This window comes from Pseudooceanicola algae (genome assembly GCF_003590145.2).
Taxonomy (GTDB): domain Bacteria; phylum Pseudomonadota; class Alphaproteobacteria; order Rhodobacterales; family Rhodobacteraceae; genus Pseudooceanicola; species Pseudooceanicola algae.
The window spans coordinates 1,876,234-1,892,345 of sequence record NZ_CP060436.1 but is presented as its reverse complement, the minus strand read 5'-3'; the positions used below and the strand labels follow the sequence as shown (position 1 = coordinate 1,892,345).

At 66.6% G+C, this 16,112-nt stretch carries 15 protein-coding genes; 12 read left to right on the top strand and 3 right to left on the bottom strand.

Going from position 1 to position 16,112, the window contains the following annotated elements:
* The first annotated feature begins 7 nt into the window (after positions 1 to 7).
* The 10 genes from PSAL_RS08865 to PSAL_RS08820 all read left to right on the top strand — a co-directional run bounded on the left by PSAL_RS08865 (position 8) and on the right by PSAL_RS08820 (position 12,107).
* Positions 8 to 1,582, top strand: coding sequence for a hydantoinase/oxoprolinase N-terminal domain-containing protein (locus tag PSAL_RS08865; protein ID WP_119839093.1), 1,575 nt, complete (start codon positions 8 to 10; stop codon positions 1,580 to 1,582).
* Positions 1,575 to 2,705, top strand: a complete 1,131-nt coding sequence (locus PSAL_RS08860; protein WP_119839059.1) for a DUF917 domain-containing protein — start codon at positions 1,575 to 1,577, stop codon at positions 2,703 to 2,705. Before PSAL_RS08865 ends, PSAL_RS08860 begins: the two co-directional genes overlap by 8 nt.
* A gap of 30 nt (positions 2,706 to 2,735) precedes the next feature.
* Positions 2,736 to 4,328, top strand: a complete 1,593-nt coding sequence (locus tag PSAL_RS08855) for an ABC transporter substrate-binding protein (RefSeq protein WP_119839058.1) — start codon at positions 2,736 to 2,738, stop codon at positions 4,326 to 4,328.
* A 77-nt stretch (positions 4,329 to 4,405) separates the two neighbouring features.
* Positions 4,406 to 5,482: a DUF917 domain-containing protein gene (locus PSAL_RS08850; RefSeq protein ID WP_119839057.1), complete on the top strand. Its 1,077-nt coding sequence runs from the start codon at positions 4,406 to 4,408 to the stop codon at positions 5,480 to 5,482.
* On the top strand, positions 5,479 to 7,017 hold the full coding sequence (locus PSAL_RS08845; protein ID WP_119839056.1) for a hydantoinase/oxoprolinase N-terminal domain-containing protein: 1,539 nt from the start codon (positions 5,479 to 5,481) through the stop codon (positions 7,015 to 7,017). Before PSAL_RS08850 ends, PSAL_RS08845 begins: the two co-directional genes overlap by 4 nt.
* A gap of 51 nt (positions 7,018 to 7,068) precedes the next feature.
* Positions 7,069 to 8,028, top strand: coding sequence for an isoaspartyl peptidase/L-asparaginase family protein (locus tag PSAL_RS08840; RefSeq protein WP_119839055.1), 960 nt, complete (start codon positions 7,069 to 7,071; stop codon positions 8,026 to 8,028).
* Positions 8,025 to 9,056, top strand: coding sequence for a dipeptidase (locus PSAL_RS08835; RefSeq protein WP_119839054.1), 1,032 nt, complete (start codon positions 8,025 to 8,027; stop codon positions 9,054 to 9,056). Before PSAL_RS08840 ends, PSAL_RS08835 begins: the two co-directional genes overlap by 4 nt.
* A gap of 523 nt (positions 9,057 to 9,579) precedes the next feature.
* A complete protein-coding gene (locus tag PSAL_RS08830; RefSeq protein WP_119839053.1) occupies positions 9,580 to 10,641 on the top strand; it encodes a methionine ABC transporter ATP-binding protein in 1,062 nt (353 codons plus the stop codon).
* Positions 10,631 to 11,305, top strand: coding sequence for a methionine ABC transporter permease (locus PSAL_RS08825; RefSeq protein WP_119839052.1), 675 nt, complete (start codon positions 10,631 to 10,633; stop codon positions 11,303 to 11,305). The genes PSAL_RS08830 and PSAL_RS08825 overlap by 11 nt, the downstream gene beginning before the upstream one ends.
* A 28-nt stretch (positions 11,306 to 11,333) precedes the next feature.
* Positions 11,334 to 12,107 carry a MetQ/NlpA family ABC transporter substrate-binding protein gene (locus PSAL_RS08820; RefSeq protein WP_119839051.1) on the top strand — a complete coding sequence of 258 codons (774 nt, stop codon included), beginning with the start codon at positions 11,334 to 11,336 and terminating at the stop codon, positions 12,105 to 12,107.
* Positions 12,108 to 12,178: 71 nt separating this feature from the next.
* On the opposite strand, the gene PSAL_RS08815 is transcribed toward PSAL_RS08820, so the two are convergent.
* Positions 12,179 to 12,604, bottom strand: coding sequence for a MerR family transcriptional regulator (locus PSAL_RS08815; protein ID WP_119839050.1), 426 nt, complete (start codon positions 12,602 to 12,604; stop codon positions 12,179 to 12,181).
* A 74-nt stretch (positions 12,605 to 12,678) separates the two neighbouring features.
* Here PSAL_RS08815 and PSAL_RS08810 point away from each other — a divergent pair, with 74 nt between their 5' ends.
* Positions 12,679 to 13,323, top strand: coding sequence for a cation transporter (locus PSAL_RS08810; RefSeq protein WP_119839049.1), 645 nt, complete (start codon positions 12,679 to 12,681; stop codon positions 13,321 to 13,323).
* A gap of 21 nt (positions 13,324 to 13,344) precedes the next feature.
* Here PSAL_RS08810 and PSAL_RS08805 read toward each other — a convergent pair whose 3' ends face one another.
* Both PSAL_RS08805 and PSAL_RS08800 read right to left on the bottom strand, forming a co-directional pair.
* A complete protein-coding gene (locus PSAL_RS08805) occupies positions 13,345 to 14,112 on the bottom strand; it encodes an ion transporter (protein ID WP_119839048.1) in 768 nt (255 codons plus the stop codon).
* A 314-nt stretch (positions 14,113 to 14,426) separates the two neighbouring features.
* Complete coding sequence (locus PSAL_RS08800) at positions 14,427 to 15,497, bottom strand: alcohol dehydrogenase family protein (RefSeq protein ID WP_119839047.1); 1,071 nt, start codon at positions 15,495 to 15,497, stop codon at positions 14,427 to 14,429.
* A 69-nt stretch (positions 15,498 to 15,566) separates the two neighbouring features.
* Here PSAL_RS08800 and PSAL_RS08795 point away from each other — a divergent pair, with 69 nt between their 5' ends.
* A complete protein-coding gene (locus PSAL_RS08795; RefSeq protein ID WP_119839046.1) occupies positions 15,567 to 16,094 on the top strand; it encodes a TetR/AcrR family transcriptional regulator in 528 nt (175 codons plus the stop codon).
* The last annotated feature ends 18 nt before the right edge of the window (positions 16,095 to 16,112 follow it).

Sequence of the window (16,112 nt, the reverse complement as noted above, 5' to 3'; positions counted from 1 at the left end):
GCCCCAGGTGTATCGCGTAGGAATTGACGTAGGCGGCACGAATACCGATGCCGTCGTGCTGCAGGGCAAAACCGTCCTGGCCGGGATCAAGGCTCCGACGACCGAGGACGTGACTTCGGGCGTGCTCGAGGCGCTGGAACAGGTGATCGGGGCCGCCGGTATCGACCGGGCCCGGATCGGCGCGGTGATGATCGGCACGACCCATTTCACCAATGCCGTGATCGAACGGCGCCACCTTGACCCGGTGGCCGCGATCCGGCTGGGCCTGCCGGCCGGGGCGGGCCTGCCGCCGATGGTCGACTGGCCCGAGGATATCCGCGCCATCGTCGGCGATCACGGCTACCAGGTGCGGGGCGGCTATGAATTCGACGGCCGCGTGCTGTCGCCGCTGGACGAGGACGAGATCCGCCGGATCGCCGGCGAGATCCGCGAAAAGGACATCCGCGCCGCCTCCGTCACCTGCATCTTCTCGGGCGTGAACGACGCGATGGAGCTGCGCGCGCGAGAGATCCTGCAAGAGGAATGCCCGGATCTGAGCGTGGTGCTGTCGCGCGACATCGGACGCCACGGGCTGCTGGCGCGGGAAAGTGCAGCGATCATGAACGCCTCGCTTCTGCGGCTGGCGGACAAGACGGTGCGGGCCTTCGGCCAGGCGCTGGAGCAGGCCGGGGTCGATGCGCCCTTCTTCATCACCCAGAACGACGGCACGCTGATGGCCGCCGACACGGTGCGCGCCTTCCCGGTGCTGACCTTTGCCTCGGGCCCAACGAATTCGATGCGCGGGGCGGCTTTCCTGACCGGGCTGAAAGAGGCGATCGTGGTCGACGTGGGCGGCACCACGTCGGACGTCGGCGCGCTGTCGCACGGGTTCCCGCGCCAGGCCTCGACCTCGGTCGATATCGGCGGGGTGCGCACGAACTTCCGCATGCCCGACGTCTTTTCCATCGGGCTGGGCGGCGGGTCGCGGGTCACGGGCTCTGCCGAAAACGTCGCGATCGGGCCGCAATCCGTGGGCTACCGCGTGCGCCAGGATGCGCGGGTCTTCGGGGGGCAGATCCTGACGGCCACCGATATCGCCGTCGCCTCCGGCAAGGCCGAGATCGGCGATGCGGGCCTGCTGGCCGATCTTGACCCCGCACTGGTCGCGGCGGCCGCCGCGCGGGTGACCGAGATGTTCGAGACCTGCGTCGAACGCGCCCGGATTTCCGCAGATCCTGTGCCGGTCATCGCGGTCGGCGGCGGGTCCGTCCTGATGCCCGACCGGATCGGGGACCTGCAGGTGACCCGCCCGGAAAACTTCGCCGTGGCCAATGCCGTGGGGGCCGCCATCGCGCAGATCTCGGGCGAGACGGACCGCATCTTCAGCCTGACCGACGGCGTGACCCGCGACAGCGCCCTGGCCGAAGCCGAGGCCGAGGCCCGCACCCAGGCCATCGCCGCCGGGGCGCTGGCCGAGACCCTCGAGGTCATCGAACGCGAGGACATGCCGCTCGCGTACCTGCCCGGAAACGCCACCCGCATCCACGTCAAGGTCGTGGGAGAGATGGGTGCCCTTGCAGAAATGGAAGCCGAAAATGTCTGAGACCCCGGAACTGACCTATGATCCCGCCGACCTGTGGGAGCTGACATTCGAGGATCTGGACGCGCTGGAAGTCGGCGCGGGGATCCTCGGGACGGGCGGCGGCGGCAATCCCTATCAGGGCAAGCTGCTGACGCGCGAGGCGATGAAGGCCGGACACAAGATGTCCATCCTGGCCACCGACAAGATCGCCGGGGACGCGCTTTGCATGTCCATCGGCGGCATCGGCGCGCCGGTGGTGGGCACCGAACGCATCCGCGAGGGCCGCGAGGGCCTGCGCTGCCTGCAGGGCATGGAGCAGCTGACCGGCCGCAAGATCGACGCGATCGTCTGCGAGGAGATCGGCGGCGCGAACGCGATGAACCCGCTGGTGACGGCGGCGCTTGGCGGATTGCCGGTGCTGGATTGCGACGGCATGGGCCGCGCGTTTCCGGAAATGCAGATGACGACCTTTTCGATCTACGGGCACAGCTCGACCCCGTCGGTGATGTGCGATTTGCATGGCAACAGCGTGGTCTTCCAGAACGCCGTGACCGAGGTCTTTCACGAGCGCATGGCGCGCGCCTGTGTCGTGTCACAGGGCGGCGCGGCAATGCTGGCCACGGCCCCGATGCAGGCCAGCTTCGTCCATGCCAACGCGATCCCGCGCAGCTACACCAAGGCGATCCGGCTGGGCCGGGCGGTTCTGGATGCGCGGCGCACCGGCGACGACCCGGTGGCGACGGTCTGCGCGCTGGAAGGCGGGCGGCATGTCTTCACCGGCAAGATCACCGACCTCAAGCGGCACCTCAAGGGCGGCTTTGCGGTGGGCGACCTGGAACTGGGCGGCTTTGATGCCTTCCAGGGCGAAACGGCTAGCATCGCGATCCAGAACGAGTTCCTGATCTTCCGCCGCGAAGGTGAGGTCGAGGTCACGGTGCCCGACCTGATCATCGTGCTGGACGTCGACACCGGCTACCCGATCACCACCGAAATGCTGCGCTACGGCCAGCGGGTTGCCGTGCTTGCGGTGCCCTGTCACGACCTGCTGCGCACCCGCAAGGCGCTGGAAGTCGTCGGCCCCGCTGCCTTCGGCTATCCCGAGATCCCCTTCGCGCCGCTTGCCGCACATACGCAGACGGCCTGAACCGATAAACGACCCAACAGGAGTAAAAAAATGACTGCAAAATTCAGCAAATCAGGGCTGTCCGCCCTTGCCCTTTCGGTGGCGCTTGGCCTTGGTGCCGCGCCGCTGGCGACTGCGCAGGAGCGTATCTCGACCGTGGTCAACACGATGCAGATCTTCAGCTCGCTCGATCCGGCGAAGATCTCGGATTACACCGGCTACATGGCGGCCGTGAACATGTACGACGGTCTGACCACGGTCACCCCCGCGGGCGAGATCGTGCCGCACCTGGCGAACTCCTGGGACATCTCCGAAGACGGTCTGACCTATACCTTCCACCTGCGCGACGACGTGACCTTCCAGGACGGCAGCGCGCTCGGCGCCTCTGACGCGGTCTGGTCCATCCAGCGCCTGCTGAAGATCAACAAGGGTCCGTCGAACCTGCTGATCGACCTGATCGACCCCGAAAACGTCACCGCCCCCGATGACACCACCGTCGAAATCACGCTGAACCGTCCGTTCTCGCCCTTCCTGGCTTCGTCCCCGGTGCTGCTGGTCCTGAACCAGTCGCTGATCGAGGCCAACGCGACCGACGAAGATCCCTATGGCGAAGCCTTCGTCGGCGACAACTCGGCAGGTTCGGGCCCCTATGCGCTGACCAGCTACAACCGCTCGGCCGACATGGTGATCGAACGCAACCCGGATTACTTCCTGGGCTGGGACAAGGGCACGCCCATCGACGAGGTCCGCTTCGTGCAGACGTCTGACGACGCGACGGTGCGCGCGCTGGCCGAACAGGGCCAGCTTGGCCTGTCCTCGCACGGGCTCGGCAACGACACCTTCGAGGCCATCGGCAGCATGTCGGGTTACAAGCTGCTCGAGTCCCGCACCGCCGGGGGCTTCCAGATCAAACTGAACACCCAGACTTACCCGACCGATGACGTTCACGTGCGCCGGGCCATCGCCTATGCGACGGATTACGAGACCATCCAGGAGATCATCTATCCCGGTGTGCCGATGCACGGCCCCCTGTCGGATCGTTTCGAGGAAGCCTTCAAGGGTGATCTCCCGGCCGGGGAATATGACCTCGACAAGGCGCGTGAAGAACTGGCCCTGTCGAAATACGCCGGGGAAGACATCACGCTGGTCAACAGCTACGTCGCCTCGCTGGCCTTCGAACAGGAAATCGCGCTGCTGATGCAGGCCAACCTTGCCCAGATCGGAATCACCCTCGATATCCGGCCCGAGCCCTGGAACCGCATCGTCGAACTGGCCTCCAGCCCGGAAACGACTCCGGCTTCGACCCAGGTCAACGTCAGCCCCAGCTACCCTTCGCCGGATTCGATGTTCTTCAACCAGTACCATTCCAAGGCCGCAGGCACCTGGTGGTCCATGGAATGGCTGCAGAACCCCGAGATCGACGCCCTGATCGACACGTCGCGTGACCAGACCGACCCGGCAGAGATCAACGCCACCTACAAGGAACTGCAGCAGGAGATCTACGACCTGCAGCCGGCCGTCTGGGCCGTGGCCCCGATGCGCCGCTACGCTGCCAACGCCTGCCTGCAGGGCTATGAGTTCCGCCCGATGCAAAGCTGGGGTCTGAACTTCTGGACCATGACCTGGGAATGCCCGGTCGACTGATCGGCCCGAGCAGACCCGATGGACAACGCCGGTCCCGCCTTTTGCGGGGCCGGCAGACACAAGGCCAAGGCAGACACATGCTCCAGGAATTTCCCGAAGAGAATATCGAATCCCTCGCCACCGGCGCGTGGATTCTGGGTACGGGTGGCGGCGGCAACCCCTATCTTTCGACGCTGAACCTGCGCCGCCTTTATGCCGATGGCGCGCGGGTGCAGGTGATCCAGCCCGAGGACCTGGCCGATGACGACATGGTCGCCGTGGTCTCGGGCATGGGCGCACCGCTGGTCGGGCAGGAGCGCCTGAAGGATCCGCGCCACATGGCCCGCGCGGTCGAGCTGATGGAGGATTACCTGGGCCGCCCTTTCCGCGCCATCATGGCGCTGGAAATCGGCGGGGCCAATGCGCTGTCGCCCTTCCTGGCGGCCGCGCTGCTGGGGCGTCCGGTGGTGAATGCCGATTGCATGGGCCGCGCCTATCCCGAGGCGCAGATGACCTCCTTCGCGATCGGCGGGCTGTCGATGTTCCCGCTGTCGATGGTGGACGTGCGCGACAACGAGGTGATCGTCGCCCGCGCCGAAAGCTGGAAATGGATGGAGAAGATCTCTCGTGCGGCCTGTACCGCCGTCGGCTCGACTGCCGCGACCTGCAAGGCCCCCCGCACGGGGCGCGAGGTGAAGGACTGGGGCATCCACCACACGATCACCCAGGCGACCGCGCTTGGCCGCGTGGTGCTGGACGCGCGCGCGCGCCACGATGACCCGGTGGCGGCCGTGCTTGACCATGCGCAGGGCAAGCAGGTGTTTCGCGGCAAGGTGGTCGATGTGGACCGCACGACCACGGGCGGCTTCCTGCGCGGCAAGACCGTGATCGAGGGGATTGACGCGGATCGCGGCGCGACGCTTGAACTGGCGTTCCAGAACGAATGGGCCGTGGCCATCCGCGACGGCGTGCCGGTGGCGATGACCCCGGATCTGCTGTGCCTGCTGGACAGCCTGTCGGGCGGCGCCATCGGCACCGAGGCCGTGCGCTATGGCCAGCGCGTCAGCGTGGTGGCCCTGCCGGCGCCCAAGATCCTGACGACGCCCGCGGGCGTGGCGGCTGTCGGTCCCCGTGCCTTCGGCTATGACATTGACTTTGAATCGGTATTCCAATGAAACGTATCGGCATTGATGTCGGCGGCACCAATACGGACGCCGTGCTGATCGACGGTGACAGCATCATCGCCTCGATCAAGGTTCCCACGACGCAGGATGTGATGTCCGGCGTCAAGGCCGCGCTGGCCCATGTGGCGGCGCATATCAACGACACGCCCCGCCCGCTGGACGCGGTGATGATCGGCACGACGCATTTCACCAATGCCGTGGTCGAAAGGTCCCGGCTGGAACGGGTGGCGGCCATCCGCGTCGCATTGCCCACCGGGGCCTCCCTGCCGCCGATGTGCGACTGGCCCGAGGACCTCTACCGCGCCGTCGATCCGATGATCTTCATGGTGCATGGCGGACATGAATACGACGGCAGCCCGCTGGTCCCGATGCGCGAGGACGAGGTGCGCGATGCGGCGCTGAAGATCCGCGATGCCGGGGTGACCTCGGTGGCGATTTCGGCGACCTTTTCGCCCCTGACCACCGAATGCGAGGACCGCGCTGCCGAGATCGTCCGCTCGGTCATCCCCGAGGCGCGCATCACCCTGTCCAACAGCCTGGGCCGGATCGGCCTGCTGGAGCGCGAAAACGTCGCGCTGCTGAATGCCGCCCTGCAGTCGCTTGGCAAGACCACGGTGCAGGCCTTCAAGACCGCGCTGGACGACATCGGGCTGCAGGCGCCCTTCTTCCTGACCCAGAACGACGGCACCGTGGCGCTGGCGGATGTGGCCGCGGCCAATCCGGTGTTCAGCTTTGCCTCCGGGCCGACGAATTCCATGCGTGGCGCGGCCTTCCTGACGGGGTTGAGCGACGCGATGGTGGTGGATGTCGGCGGGACCACCTCGGATATCGGCTGCCTTGTCGGGGGCTTCCCGCGCGAGGCGAACAACATCGTCCATATCGGCGGGGTGCGCACCCTGTTCCGCATGCCCGACCTGCTGCCGGTCGCGCTTGGCGGCGGCACGATCGTCGATCCCGAAACCGGCGCCATCGGGCCGAAATCGGTCGGCTACCGCATCCTGCAGGACGCCCGCGTCTTTGGCGGCGCGACGCTGACCACCTCGGACATCGCCGTGGCGGCGGGGTTGATCGAGATGGGCGACCCGGCGCTTGTGGCCGATCTGGACCCCGATTTCGTGCAGACCGCGCTGGCGCGGATCCGTGCCATGGTGGCCGAGAACTTCGACCAGATGAAGACCTCGGCCGAAGACGTTCCGCTGATCGCGGTGGGGGGCGGGGCCTTCCTGATCCCGGACGAGGTTCCGGGTGCCAGCGCCGTGATCCGGGTCGAGAATGCGGGGGTCGCCAATGCCCTGGGCGCGGCCATGGCGCAGGTGTCGGGCGAGGTCGACCAGGTCTTTTCCGACATGACCCGCGAACAGGCCCTGGCAGAGGCCGAGGCCGCTGCGCGCAGGGCCGCCATCGATGCCGGGGCAGATGAGGCCAGCCTGCAGGTCCTCGAGGTCGAGGACATCCCCATCGCCTACCTGCCCGGCGGCGCCCGGCGGGTGCGCGTGCGGGTCATCGGTGATATCAGCTTTGGCTGACCAACGGGCCGCCCGGCCCGGGCGGTCCCGCATCAGAACAGGACACGCGACATGACGACCACTGCACTTGCGATCCACGGAGGCTGCGGCGTGCTGCCGCTCGACAGCATGAGCGACGCGGACTGGGCCGAGGCGCGGCAGGATCTTGGCCGCGCCCTGTCCGCCGGCTGGTCGGTGCTGAAGGGCGGCGGCACCTCGGTGGAGGCGGTCGAAGCCGCGGTCGTGGTGATGGAGGACAGCCCCCATTTCAACGCCGGCCACGGCGCCGCGCTGAACGAGGACGGGATTCACGAGCTGGACGCCTCGATCATGGACGGGGCCACGCTGGAAGCCGGCGCGCTCAGCGCGGCGCGCGGCATCCGCAACCCGGTGCGGGCCGCCCGTGCCCTGATGAAGGACGGTCGCGCGGTCTTCCTGACCGGTGCTGCCGCGGATGATTTCGCGGCCCAAACGGGCCTGCAGGTGATGCCGCAGGACTACTTCACCACGCCGAAGCGGATCGAGGCGCTGGCCGCGATGAAGGCCCATGCCGCCGCCGGGACAGAGGCCAGCGAGAACGAGAAGCACGGCACGGTCGGCGCGGTCGCGCTGGACGCGGCCGGGCACCTGGCGGCCGCGACCTCGACCGGGGGCTATACCAACAAACCGGCGGGTCGGGTCGGGGATACCCCGGTGATCGGCGCGGGCACCTATGCAAGGGACGGCGTCTGCGCCGTTTCGGGCACCGGCAAGGGCGAATTCTTCATCCGCCACGTGGTGGGCCACGAGATCGCCGCGCGGGTCTCCTACCTGGGGGAAAGCCTGTCGCAGGCCGCCGAACACGTGGTCCACGTGGATCTGTCGGGCTCGTCGCAGACCACGGGGATCGTCGGCGCCGGGCTGGTGGCGCTGGACGGCAACGGCGCGGTCAGCGCCCCCTACAACACCGCCGGCATGTTCCGGGGCTGGGTCACCCCCGAGGGCCGCGCCTTCGTCGCCACCCATGACGAGATCCACGAGGTGCAGCCATGACCGCCCCAATCCCCGTCTTCGACGGTCACAACGACGTCTTGTCCAAGCTGCTGCGCGGCCCCGCAGGGGCCGAGACCCGGTTCCTGGAAGGCGCGCCCGACATGCAGGTGGATCTGCCGCGCGCCCAGGCATCGGGGTTTGCGGGCGGGCTTTGCGCCGTCTGGGTCAGCACGGATGACCAGACGCTGGACGCCAATGGCGACCTGCCCCCGGTGCCCCAGCCTGCCGCGCTGCAACAGACCCTCGCGCAGGCGGCGCTGCTGCACCGCATCACCCGCCAGTCCAACGGCGCAGTCACCCTGTGCCGCAGCGCCGCCGAGATCCGCGCCGCCATGGCCGCCGGCAGTTTCGCCGCCGTCTTCCATATCGAAGGGATCGAGGCCGCGACGCCGGACCTGGACCTGATCCACGTGCTGCATGCCGCCGGTCTGCGCACGCTTGGCCCGGTCTGGAGCCGCCCGAACATCTTTGCCCATGGCGTGCCCTTCGTGATGGGCCACGACCCGGACTTGGGCGGCGGGCTGAGCGCGGCAGGCAAGGACCTGATCCGGCTTTGCAACGAGCTGAAGATCATGGTCGACCTGTCGCACATGAACGATGCCGGGTTCCGGGACATCGCCGCGATCTCGGATGCGCCGCTGGTCGCCTCGCATTCCAACGCCTTCGCGATCTGCCCGCACAGCCGCAACGCCACCGACCGCCAGCTGGACGCGATCCGCGACACGGGCGGGCTGGTCGGGCTGAACTTCGGCGTGCGCTTCCTGCATCCGGAAGGCATCCGCGATCCCGAGATGGGTCTGGATGTCATGCTGCGCCATATCGACTACCTGGTCGAGCGGGTGGGCATCGACCACGTGGCGCTCGGCTCGGATTTCGACGGGACCTTCATGGCCCGCCAGATGCGCGACGTCTCGGACGTGCAGCACCTGCTTGGCGCCCTGGCGCGTGCGGGCTACTCCGATGAGGACATTGCCAAGATCGCGCATCGCAACTGGGTCGCGACGCTGGAGCGCACCTGGGGGCAGTAGGCCGCGCCGCCCTTGTGGCAGCCCGGCGATGGTCTGCACCTGCCGCCAATCTCTCGCTTGCCGGATGTCGGGGGGTGGGCTGCGACGGCTCCAGTCGTGGAAACGCGCACAGACGCCTCGGAAATCTGATGGGGTACCTTAGGGTTCGGGCTGGTGAAGTCCGTCAACTGATGGCAATAGGGCAGCGTTGCAGAAGGCGCCCCGGGCTGCTTTCTGGTGGATGAGGTAGGAAGAATTTGCGCAACCAGGCTCTTGCCGTTCGGCCGGGGCGGACAATGTTCCAGGGTCCGCCATGGCCGCCAAACGGCGAAATCGCTGCCCCCTGCAACCGGGAAAGCAGCGTCTGACATAGGGGCGGGGAGGTTTCCCACAGGCCGGGGCTTTCATCACGGAAGCCTGTTTTATTCGCAGTTTCATGGGCTTTCGGGACCTTTTCCCAGAGTTCCACGAGGGGGGGTTGCCCCTCGCCGGCGGTTCCGGTCTACCGCCGCCAACAGCAACAGCCGGAGGCACCCGAAGCGGAATGCAGACTGATACCACGACAGGAGCGGCCATTACCTTCGACGCGGTCGGGAAGACATTCCCCAAGAAGGGCGGTGGCAATGTCATGGCGCTGGAAGGCATCTCGCTGAGCGTCGAGCCGGGCACCATCACCGGCATCATCGGGCGATCGGGGGCGGGCAAGTCCACCTTGCTGCGCATGGTCAACGGTCTGGAAAAGCCGACCTCGGGCCAGGTCGTCGTTGCGGGCCGGGACGTCGGCGCCGCCGGCGCCGCAGGGCTGCGCGATATCCGCCGCGAAGTCGGCATGATCTTCCAGCACTTCAACCTGCTGTCATCGCGCACGGTGGCCGAAAACGTGGCCCTGCCGCTGGAAATCGCCGGCACGCCCACGCCAGAGATCAGGGCCCGTGTGGACGATCTGATCGCCCGCGTCGGACTGGAGGCGTTTCGCAACCGCTATCCTTCCGAATTGTCGGGCGGGCAGAAACAGCGCGTCGGCGTCGCGCGGGCGCTGGCCACGCGGCCCAAGGTGCTGTTGTCGGACGAAGCGACATCCGCGCTTGATCCCGAGACGACGCAGACGGTGCTGAAGCTGCTGGCGGACATCAACCGCGACCTCGGCCTGACGATCCTTCTGATCACCCACGAAATGGCCGTCGTGCGCGATATCGCCAGCCACGTGGCGGTGATCGAAGGCGGCCGGATCGTCGAAGAGGGTGCGACCTACGACGTCTTCACCGCGCCGCGCCACCCCACGACGAAAAGCTTCCTGTCCAGCGTGACCGGCGTGACGATGCCCAATTTCATCGCCCGCCAACTGGTTGAGACCCGGCCCGAAGGCCCCGCGCAGGAAGTGCTGCGCATCACCTTCGTCGGGGAAAAGGCCACCGAGCCGCTGCTGGCGCGGATGGGCACCGAAATGGGCATTCACGTCAATATCCTGGCCGGCGCCGTCGAAGAGATCGGTCCGCGCCCCTTCGGCAATCTGCTGATTTCGGTCGATGCGGACCGCGCCGACGCCGCCCGCGCCTTCCTTGGCCAGCACGAACAACGCACGGAGGTCCTTGGCTATGTCCGCTAACCTGATCAACATGCTGATGGAGGCAACCTGGCAGACCATCTACATGGTCGTCGTTTCCGCGATGCTGGGCACGCTTGGCGGGCTGCCGATCGGTGTCTTCCTGGCCTGTTCCCAGAAGGGCGAACTGCTCTCGGCGCCTTGGGTGAACAAGGTGCTGGGCATCATCGTGAACGCGACGCGGTCGGTGCCCTTCATCATCCTTGTCGTGGCGATCATCCCCTTCACGCGGATCGTCGCCGGCACGTCGATCGGCACCACGGCGGCCATCGTACCGCTGACCATCGCCGCGGTCCCCTTCATCGCGCGGCTGATCGAAAACGCGATCCGCGAGGTCGACAGCGGCCTGATCGAGGCCGCCCGGTCCATGGGCGCCACGCCGATGCAGATCATCCGCAAGGTGCTGATCCCCGAAGCGCTGTCGGGCATCACGCTGGGCCTGACGCTTGCCGTGGTCAGCCTGCTTGGCTATTCGGCCATGGTTGGGGCCGTGGGCGGCGAAGGCCTGGGCGATCTCGGTATCCGCTACGGCTATCAACGCTTCATGCCCGAGGTCATGGGCCTCGTGGTTCTTATTCTCATTGTCCTCGTGCAACTGGTGCAGACCATCGGTGAATGGATCGCCCGACGCGTGGACAAGCGGGCGCCCAGCAACCGCGGCGCCTGACCCGCCCCCTCAAGAAGGAGTACCCGATATGAAGAAACTGATGACGCTTGCCTCCGTGCTGGCCCTGACCGCCGGAGCCGCTGCAGCCCAGGACATCTCTGTCGGCGTGTCGCCCGGCCAGCATGGCGAGATCATGGAACAGGTCGCCAAGATCGCGGCCAAGGACGGGCTGAACATCGATATCGTCGAATTTTCCGACTATGTCGTGCCGAACCAGGCGCTGGCCGATGGCGACATCGAAGCCAACAGCTTTCAGCACCGCCCCTATCTGGAACGTCAGATGGAGGATCGCGGCTTTGACCTGGTCGAGGTGGGCACAACCATCAACACGCCGATGAGCCTGTATTCCGAAGACTTCGCCTCGCCCGAGGAGATCCCCGACGGCGCGACCATCGGCATTCCGAACGATCCCACCAATGGGGGGCGCGCGCTGCTGGTGCTGCAACAGAAGGGTCTTCTGACCCTGGCCGAAGGCGTGGGGCTTGTCCCCAGCGTTCTCGACATTGCCGAGAACCCGCGCGACATCCGCATCCAGGAGCTGGATGCCGCGCAACTGCCGCGTTCGCTTCAGGATCTGGACGCGGCGATGATAAACACCAACTACGCCATCGCCTCGGGTCTTGACCCGGTCAATGACGCCATCGCCACGGAAACCGACAGCCCCTATGTGAACATCATCGTGGTGCGCGCCGGTGACGAAAACGAACCCTGGGTGGAACCGCTGGTCAAGGCCTACCATTCGGACGAGGTGAAGGCCTTCATCGATGAAAAATACAAGGGCACCGTCCTGACCTCCTGGTAAGGGCCGCCCTGAAACAGATCCGACCCGGCGGGCATGCACCCGGCGGGTCGGATCACCGCTGAACAGCTGCCTCAGGCCGCGTCCGCATCCTGATGGGGCGACAGCGCATCGACGATACAGCAATTCGAAATCGTTCCGCCGCCCTGGCAAGAGGCGGAGATACTGCGCAACTGCTGCGCCAGTCGTGTCAGATCCGCGATCTTCTGCTCGATCCGGGCCAGGTGAGCAGCGGCCATCCGGTCGACATCGTCGCAGGGCTGCGCGCCCTCCGAAGACAGGTCCAGCAGGGCGCGGATCTGGTCCAGCGGAAAGCCGAGCGCCCGGCAGCGCCGGATGAAGTGCAACCGGTCCAGGTCGTCGCCCGTATAGGCACGGTAATTGCCCGCACTGCGCTGCGGCTCCGGCAGCAGGCCGATCTTCTCGTAATAGCGGATGGTAACGACCTTGGTCCCGGTTTTCCGGGCCAGATCGCCGATCTTCAATGCGTGGTCCGTCATGGCGCCCCCTTGACCCTATAGTGGCTATAGACCCCAACTTAAGATGCGTAAGTCAAAAAGCGAGTCCAGATCCCATGCCCTGCTGTTCCACCGATACATGTTCGTCCAACACCGCTGCGACCGGGCGCTACCGCGCGGTCCTGTGGATCGTGCTGGCGATCAATGCCACGATGTTCCTTGTCGAGATCGTGGCCGGGGTTGCCGCCGGATCGGCCGCGCTTCAGGCGGATGCGCTCGATTTCTTCGCGGACGCGGCGAATTACGGGATCAGTCTGTTCGTGTTGGGTCTGGGGCTGCACTGGCGCGCCCGCGCCGCCATGGTCAAGGGGGCCTCGATGGGGCTGTTCGGTCTTTGGGTGATCGGCACTGTCATCTGGCACGCGCTCGCCGGCACGGTGCCTGCCTGGGGCACCATGGGGGCCGTCGGCATTGCCGCCCTGATCGCGAACGCGGCCTGCCTGGCGCTGCTTTATGCCTGGCGTGACGGGGATGCGAACATGCGCTCGGTCTGGATTTGTTCGCGCAACGACGTGGTGGCGAACCTGGCGGTCATGGGGGCGGCGCTTGGTGTCTTCGGCACCGGCAGCGGGTGGCCCGACATCATCGTGGCCGGCATCATGGCGCTGCTGGCGCTTCAGGGGGCGGTGACGATCATCCGCCAGGCCCGCGCCGAGTTGCGGCAGCCTGTTTCGGGCGACGGGGTTCCAATCCTGCACTGACCGGGACGCGGCAGCGCAGGCTTACGGGTCGTCTTTCAGCCGTTCTTCGATCGCGGCGAGGCGGCGGATGACCTCGTCGCGGTAGGTATCCGTCGCGGCGTTGGTTTCCGCGGCATGGGCATCCTGCATCGAATTGACGATCAGGCCGACCAGCAGGTTCACGACCGCGAAGGTGGTGATCAGGATGAAGGGTACAAAGAACATCCAGGCGGCGGGATGGGCCTCCATCACCGGGCGGACGATGCCCATCGACCAGCTTTCCAGCGTCATCACCTGGAACAGCGTGTAAAGCGACCCGCCGAGGGAGCCGAACCAGTCGGGGAAGGTCGTGGCGAAAAGCTTGGTCGCGATCACGGCGGCGATGTAGAAGATCACCCCCATGAGCAGAAAGACCGAGGCCATCCCCGGCAGCGCCGAGATGAAGCCTTCGACCACGCGGCGCAGCGTCGGCGCGACCGAGATCACCCGCATCAGCCGCAGGATACGCAGCGCCCGAAGGACCGACAGCCCGCCGGCGGCCGGCACTAGGGCGATGCCGACCACGAGGAAATCGAAGATGTTCCAGGCATTGCGGAAAAAGCGCAGACCGCGTGCGTAGAGCTTTGCCAGAAGCTCTGCCACGAAGATCGCGAGGCAGGCGGTGTCCAGCGCGACGATCAGCCCGCCGGCCCTGTTCATGACCGTTCCCGAAGTTTCGAGGCCGAGAATGATCGCGTTGAACAGGATCACCCCCATGATCGTGTAACGCGTCGTGGGACGGTCGAGAAAATCTGAAAGGTACTGACGCATCTTCGGCCCGGCTCCTGGGAAATCCCGAGGTATCTAGGCAGTTTGCGCGCTATATACCAGACCTTGGGCGGGGCCGTCCGTATCACCGCCGACAGGATGGGTGATCAGGCGGCACTGCGCCGCCCGGTCCGGCCGCCGAAGCGCTTTCGGAGGCGTTCGCCGCGCCACTGCCACAGGTTCGGGCCGATGGGAGCGGGCAGGGCAGGCGGTGTCTGCCCTGCGCGCCTTGCCGAAAAGCGGCGCGCAGAGGCGGTGAAGCGACCGCTTTTCGGTATGATCCGCTTCACCCCCCCCGGCAAGCCGGGCGGGTCGCTTCAGTCCGGGATCTCGATCCCGATCTTGCCCATATGTGCCTTGCCAAGGAAGGCTTCCTGGGCCTCGCGCAGCGCTTCCAACGGGTAAGACGCGGCCACCACGGGCCGGATTTCCCCGCGCTCGATATAGCCCACGAGATCGGCAAAGACCTCCGGCGTCTGGCGAGTGCTGCCGATCAGGGTCAGGTCCCTGAGGTAGAGCGTGCGCAGGTCCAACTCGACGATCGGCCCGGCGATGGCCCCCGAGGTCACATAGCGGCCGCGAACCGCCAGCGCGTCCAGCAGTGCGGGCCAGCGGGGACCGCCGACAAGGTCCAGCACCACGTCAAACGCGCCCCCGGGCAGGGCGTCATCGCGGTTCAGGATCACGTCGACTCCAAGGGCCTTCAGGTCCCCGGCCTTGGCCGGGCTGGTCATCGCCGTGACATGGGCCCCGCGCCGCTTTGCAAGCTGCACTGCCGCCGAACCGACCCCACCCGAAGCACCGGTGATCAGCACCCGTTCCGCCCCGAGGCCGGACCGCTGGATCATGCCTTCGGCGGTCGAGAAGGCACAGGGAAAGGAGGCCAGTTCGAGGTCCGACAGGGGGCTATCGATGCGCAGGGCGTAGCGGCTTTCCATCGTGGTGAATTGCGCGAAACCGCCGTCACGTTCCGATCCGACGGTCACGAGGGTGTCTTCGTCCCCGCCGGCCGGGCGGTGCATTGGGCGCACAAGCACGCGCTCTCCGATCCGCGCCGCGTCGACCCCGTCGCCGACCCCAACGATCCGGCCGCAGCAATCGGCCCCCTGGATGCGCGGAAAGCTGAGCGCGCCGGACCAGCCGCCATCGGCATCCGAAGCACCGTCATAGCCCGTGGCGGCGGCGGCATTGGTATCGCCGCGCACCGCCTTGGAATACCAGCCGGTGCGGGTGTTCACGTCGGTATTGTTGACCGCCGCGGCGCCAACGCGGATCAGCACCTCGCCCGCCGCGGGCCGGGGCACGGGCACATCTTCGCGCCACTCGAGCTTGTCCAGCCCGCCATGGCCCGTCAGCACCATCGCCTTCATCGTTTCGGGATATGTCATGGTCCGCTCCTGCATGTAGAATGATTACTCTACTTGCGTAGGTAGAGGGATCTCTCTACATCGTCAAGCATGATGGATACCAGAACCAGAATTGCCGCCGGGCTTGAGCGCGCCTTTGCCGCCGGGGGCTTTGCCGATCCCAGCGTCGAGGACCTGCGCGACGCAGCGGGGGTCAGCCTGCGCACGCTTTACAAGTATATGCCTTCGCGCGCCGACATGGTGCTGGCGGCATTGGAAAGCCGCCATGCGCGCTACCTGGCGCATTTGTTTGACGGGTTGCCGGAGGCGCCCGAAGCGGCTCTGGAGACGCTGATTGATCGGGTCGGGGACTGGATGCGGACCGAAACCGCACATGGCTGCCTTTTCCACGGTGCCGTGGCCGCCGATCCGGGCAGCAGCCCGCTTCGCGAGATGCTGAGGCGACACAAGGAGGAGGTGGCACAACGGGCCGCCGTCGCGACCGGTCTTGCCGGGCAGGAGACCGAGCTGCTGATCATCTTGGAAGGCCTCACTCAGACCTGGTCCCTGCAAGGCGACGCGGTGCGGGGGGCGAAGCGGTTGGGGCATAGCCTGCGGACGCCCGAAGGTTCAGCATAGGCCGCGACAGCCCGCGCA

Coding starts and splice junctions, on each gene's coding strand:
- PSAL_RS08860 (WP_119839059.1), top strand. CDS start 1,575: ATGTCTGAGACCCCGGAACTGACCTATGATCCCGCCGACCTGTGGGAG.
- PSAL_RS08855 (WP_119839058.1), top strand. CDS start 2,736: ATGACTGCAAAATTCAGCAAATCAGGGCTGTCCGCCCTTGCCCTTTCG.
- PSAL_RS08850 (WP_119839057.1), top strand. CDS start 4,406: ATGCTCCAGGAATTTCCCGAAGAGAATATCGAATCCCTCGCCACCGGC.
- PSAL_RS08845 (WP_119839056.1), top strand. CDS start 5,479: ATGAAACGTATCGGCATTGATGTCGGCGGCACCAATACGGACGCCGTG.
- PSAL_RS08840 (WP_119839055.1), top strand. CDS start 7,069: ATGACGACCACTGCACTTGCGATCCACGGAGGCTGCGGCGTGCTGCCG.
- PSAL_RS08835 (WP_119839054.1), top strand. CDS start 8,025: ATGACCGCCCCAATCCCCGTCTTCGACGGTCACAACGACGTCTTGTCC.
- PSAL_RS08830 (WP_119839053.1), top strand. CDS start 9,580: ATGCAGACTGATACCACGACAGGAGCGGCCATTACCTTCGACGCGGTC.
- PSAL_RS08825 (WP_119839052.1), top strand. CDS start 10,631: ATGTCCGCTAACCTGATCAACATGCTGATGGAGGCAACCTGGCAGACC.
- PSAL_RS08820 (WP_119839051.1), top strand. CDS start 11,334: ATGAAGAAACTGATGACGCTTGCCTCCGTGCTGGCCCTGACCGCCGGA.
- PSAL_RS08815 (WP_119839050.1), bottom strand. CDS start 12,604: ATGACGGACCACGCATTGAAGATCGGCGATCTGGCCCGGAAAACCGGG.
- PSAL_RS08810 (WP_119839049.1), top strand. CDS start 12,679: ATGCCCTGCTGTTCCACCGATACATGTTCGTCCAACACCGCTGCGACC.
- PSAL_RS08805 (WP_119839048.1), bottom strand. CDS start 14,112: ATGCGTCAGTACCTTTCAGATTTTCTCGACCGTCCCACGACGCGTTAC.
- PSAL_RS08800 (WP_119839047.1), bottom strand. CDS start 15,497: ATGACATATCCCGAAACGATGAAGGCGATGGTGCTGACGGGCCATGGC.
- PSAL_RS08795 (WP_119839046.1), top strand. CDS start 15,567: ATGATGGATACCAGAACCAGAATTGCCGCCGGGCTTGAGCGCGCCTTT.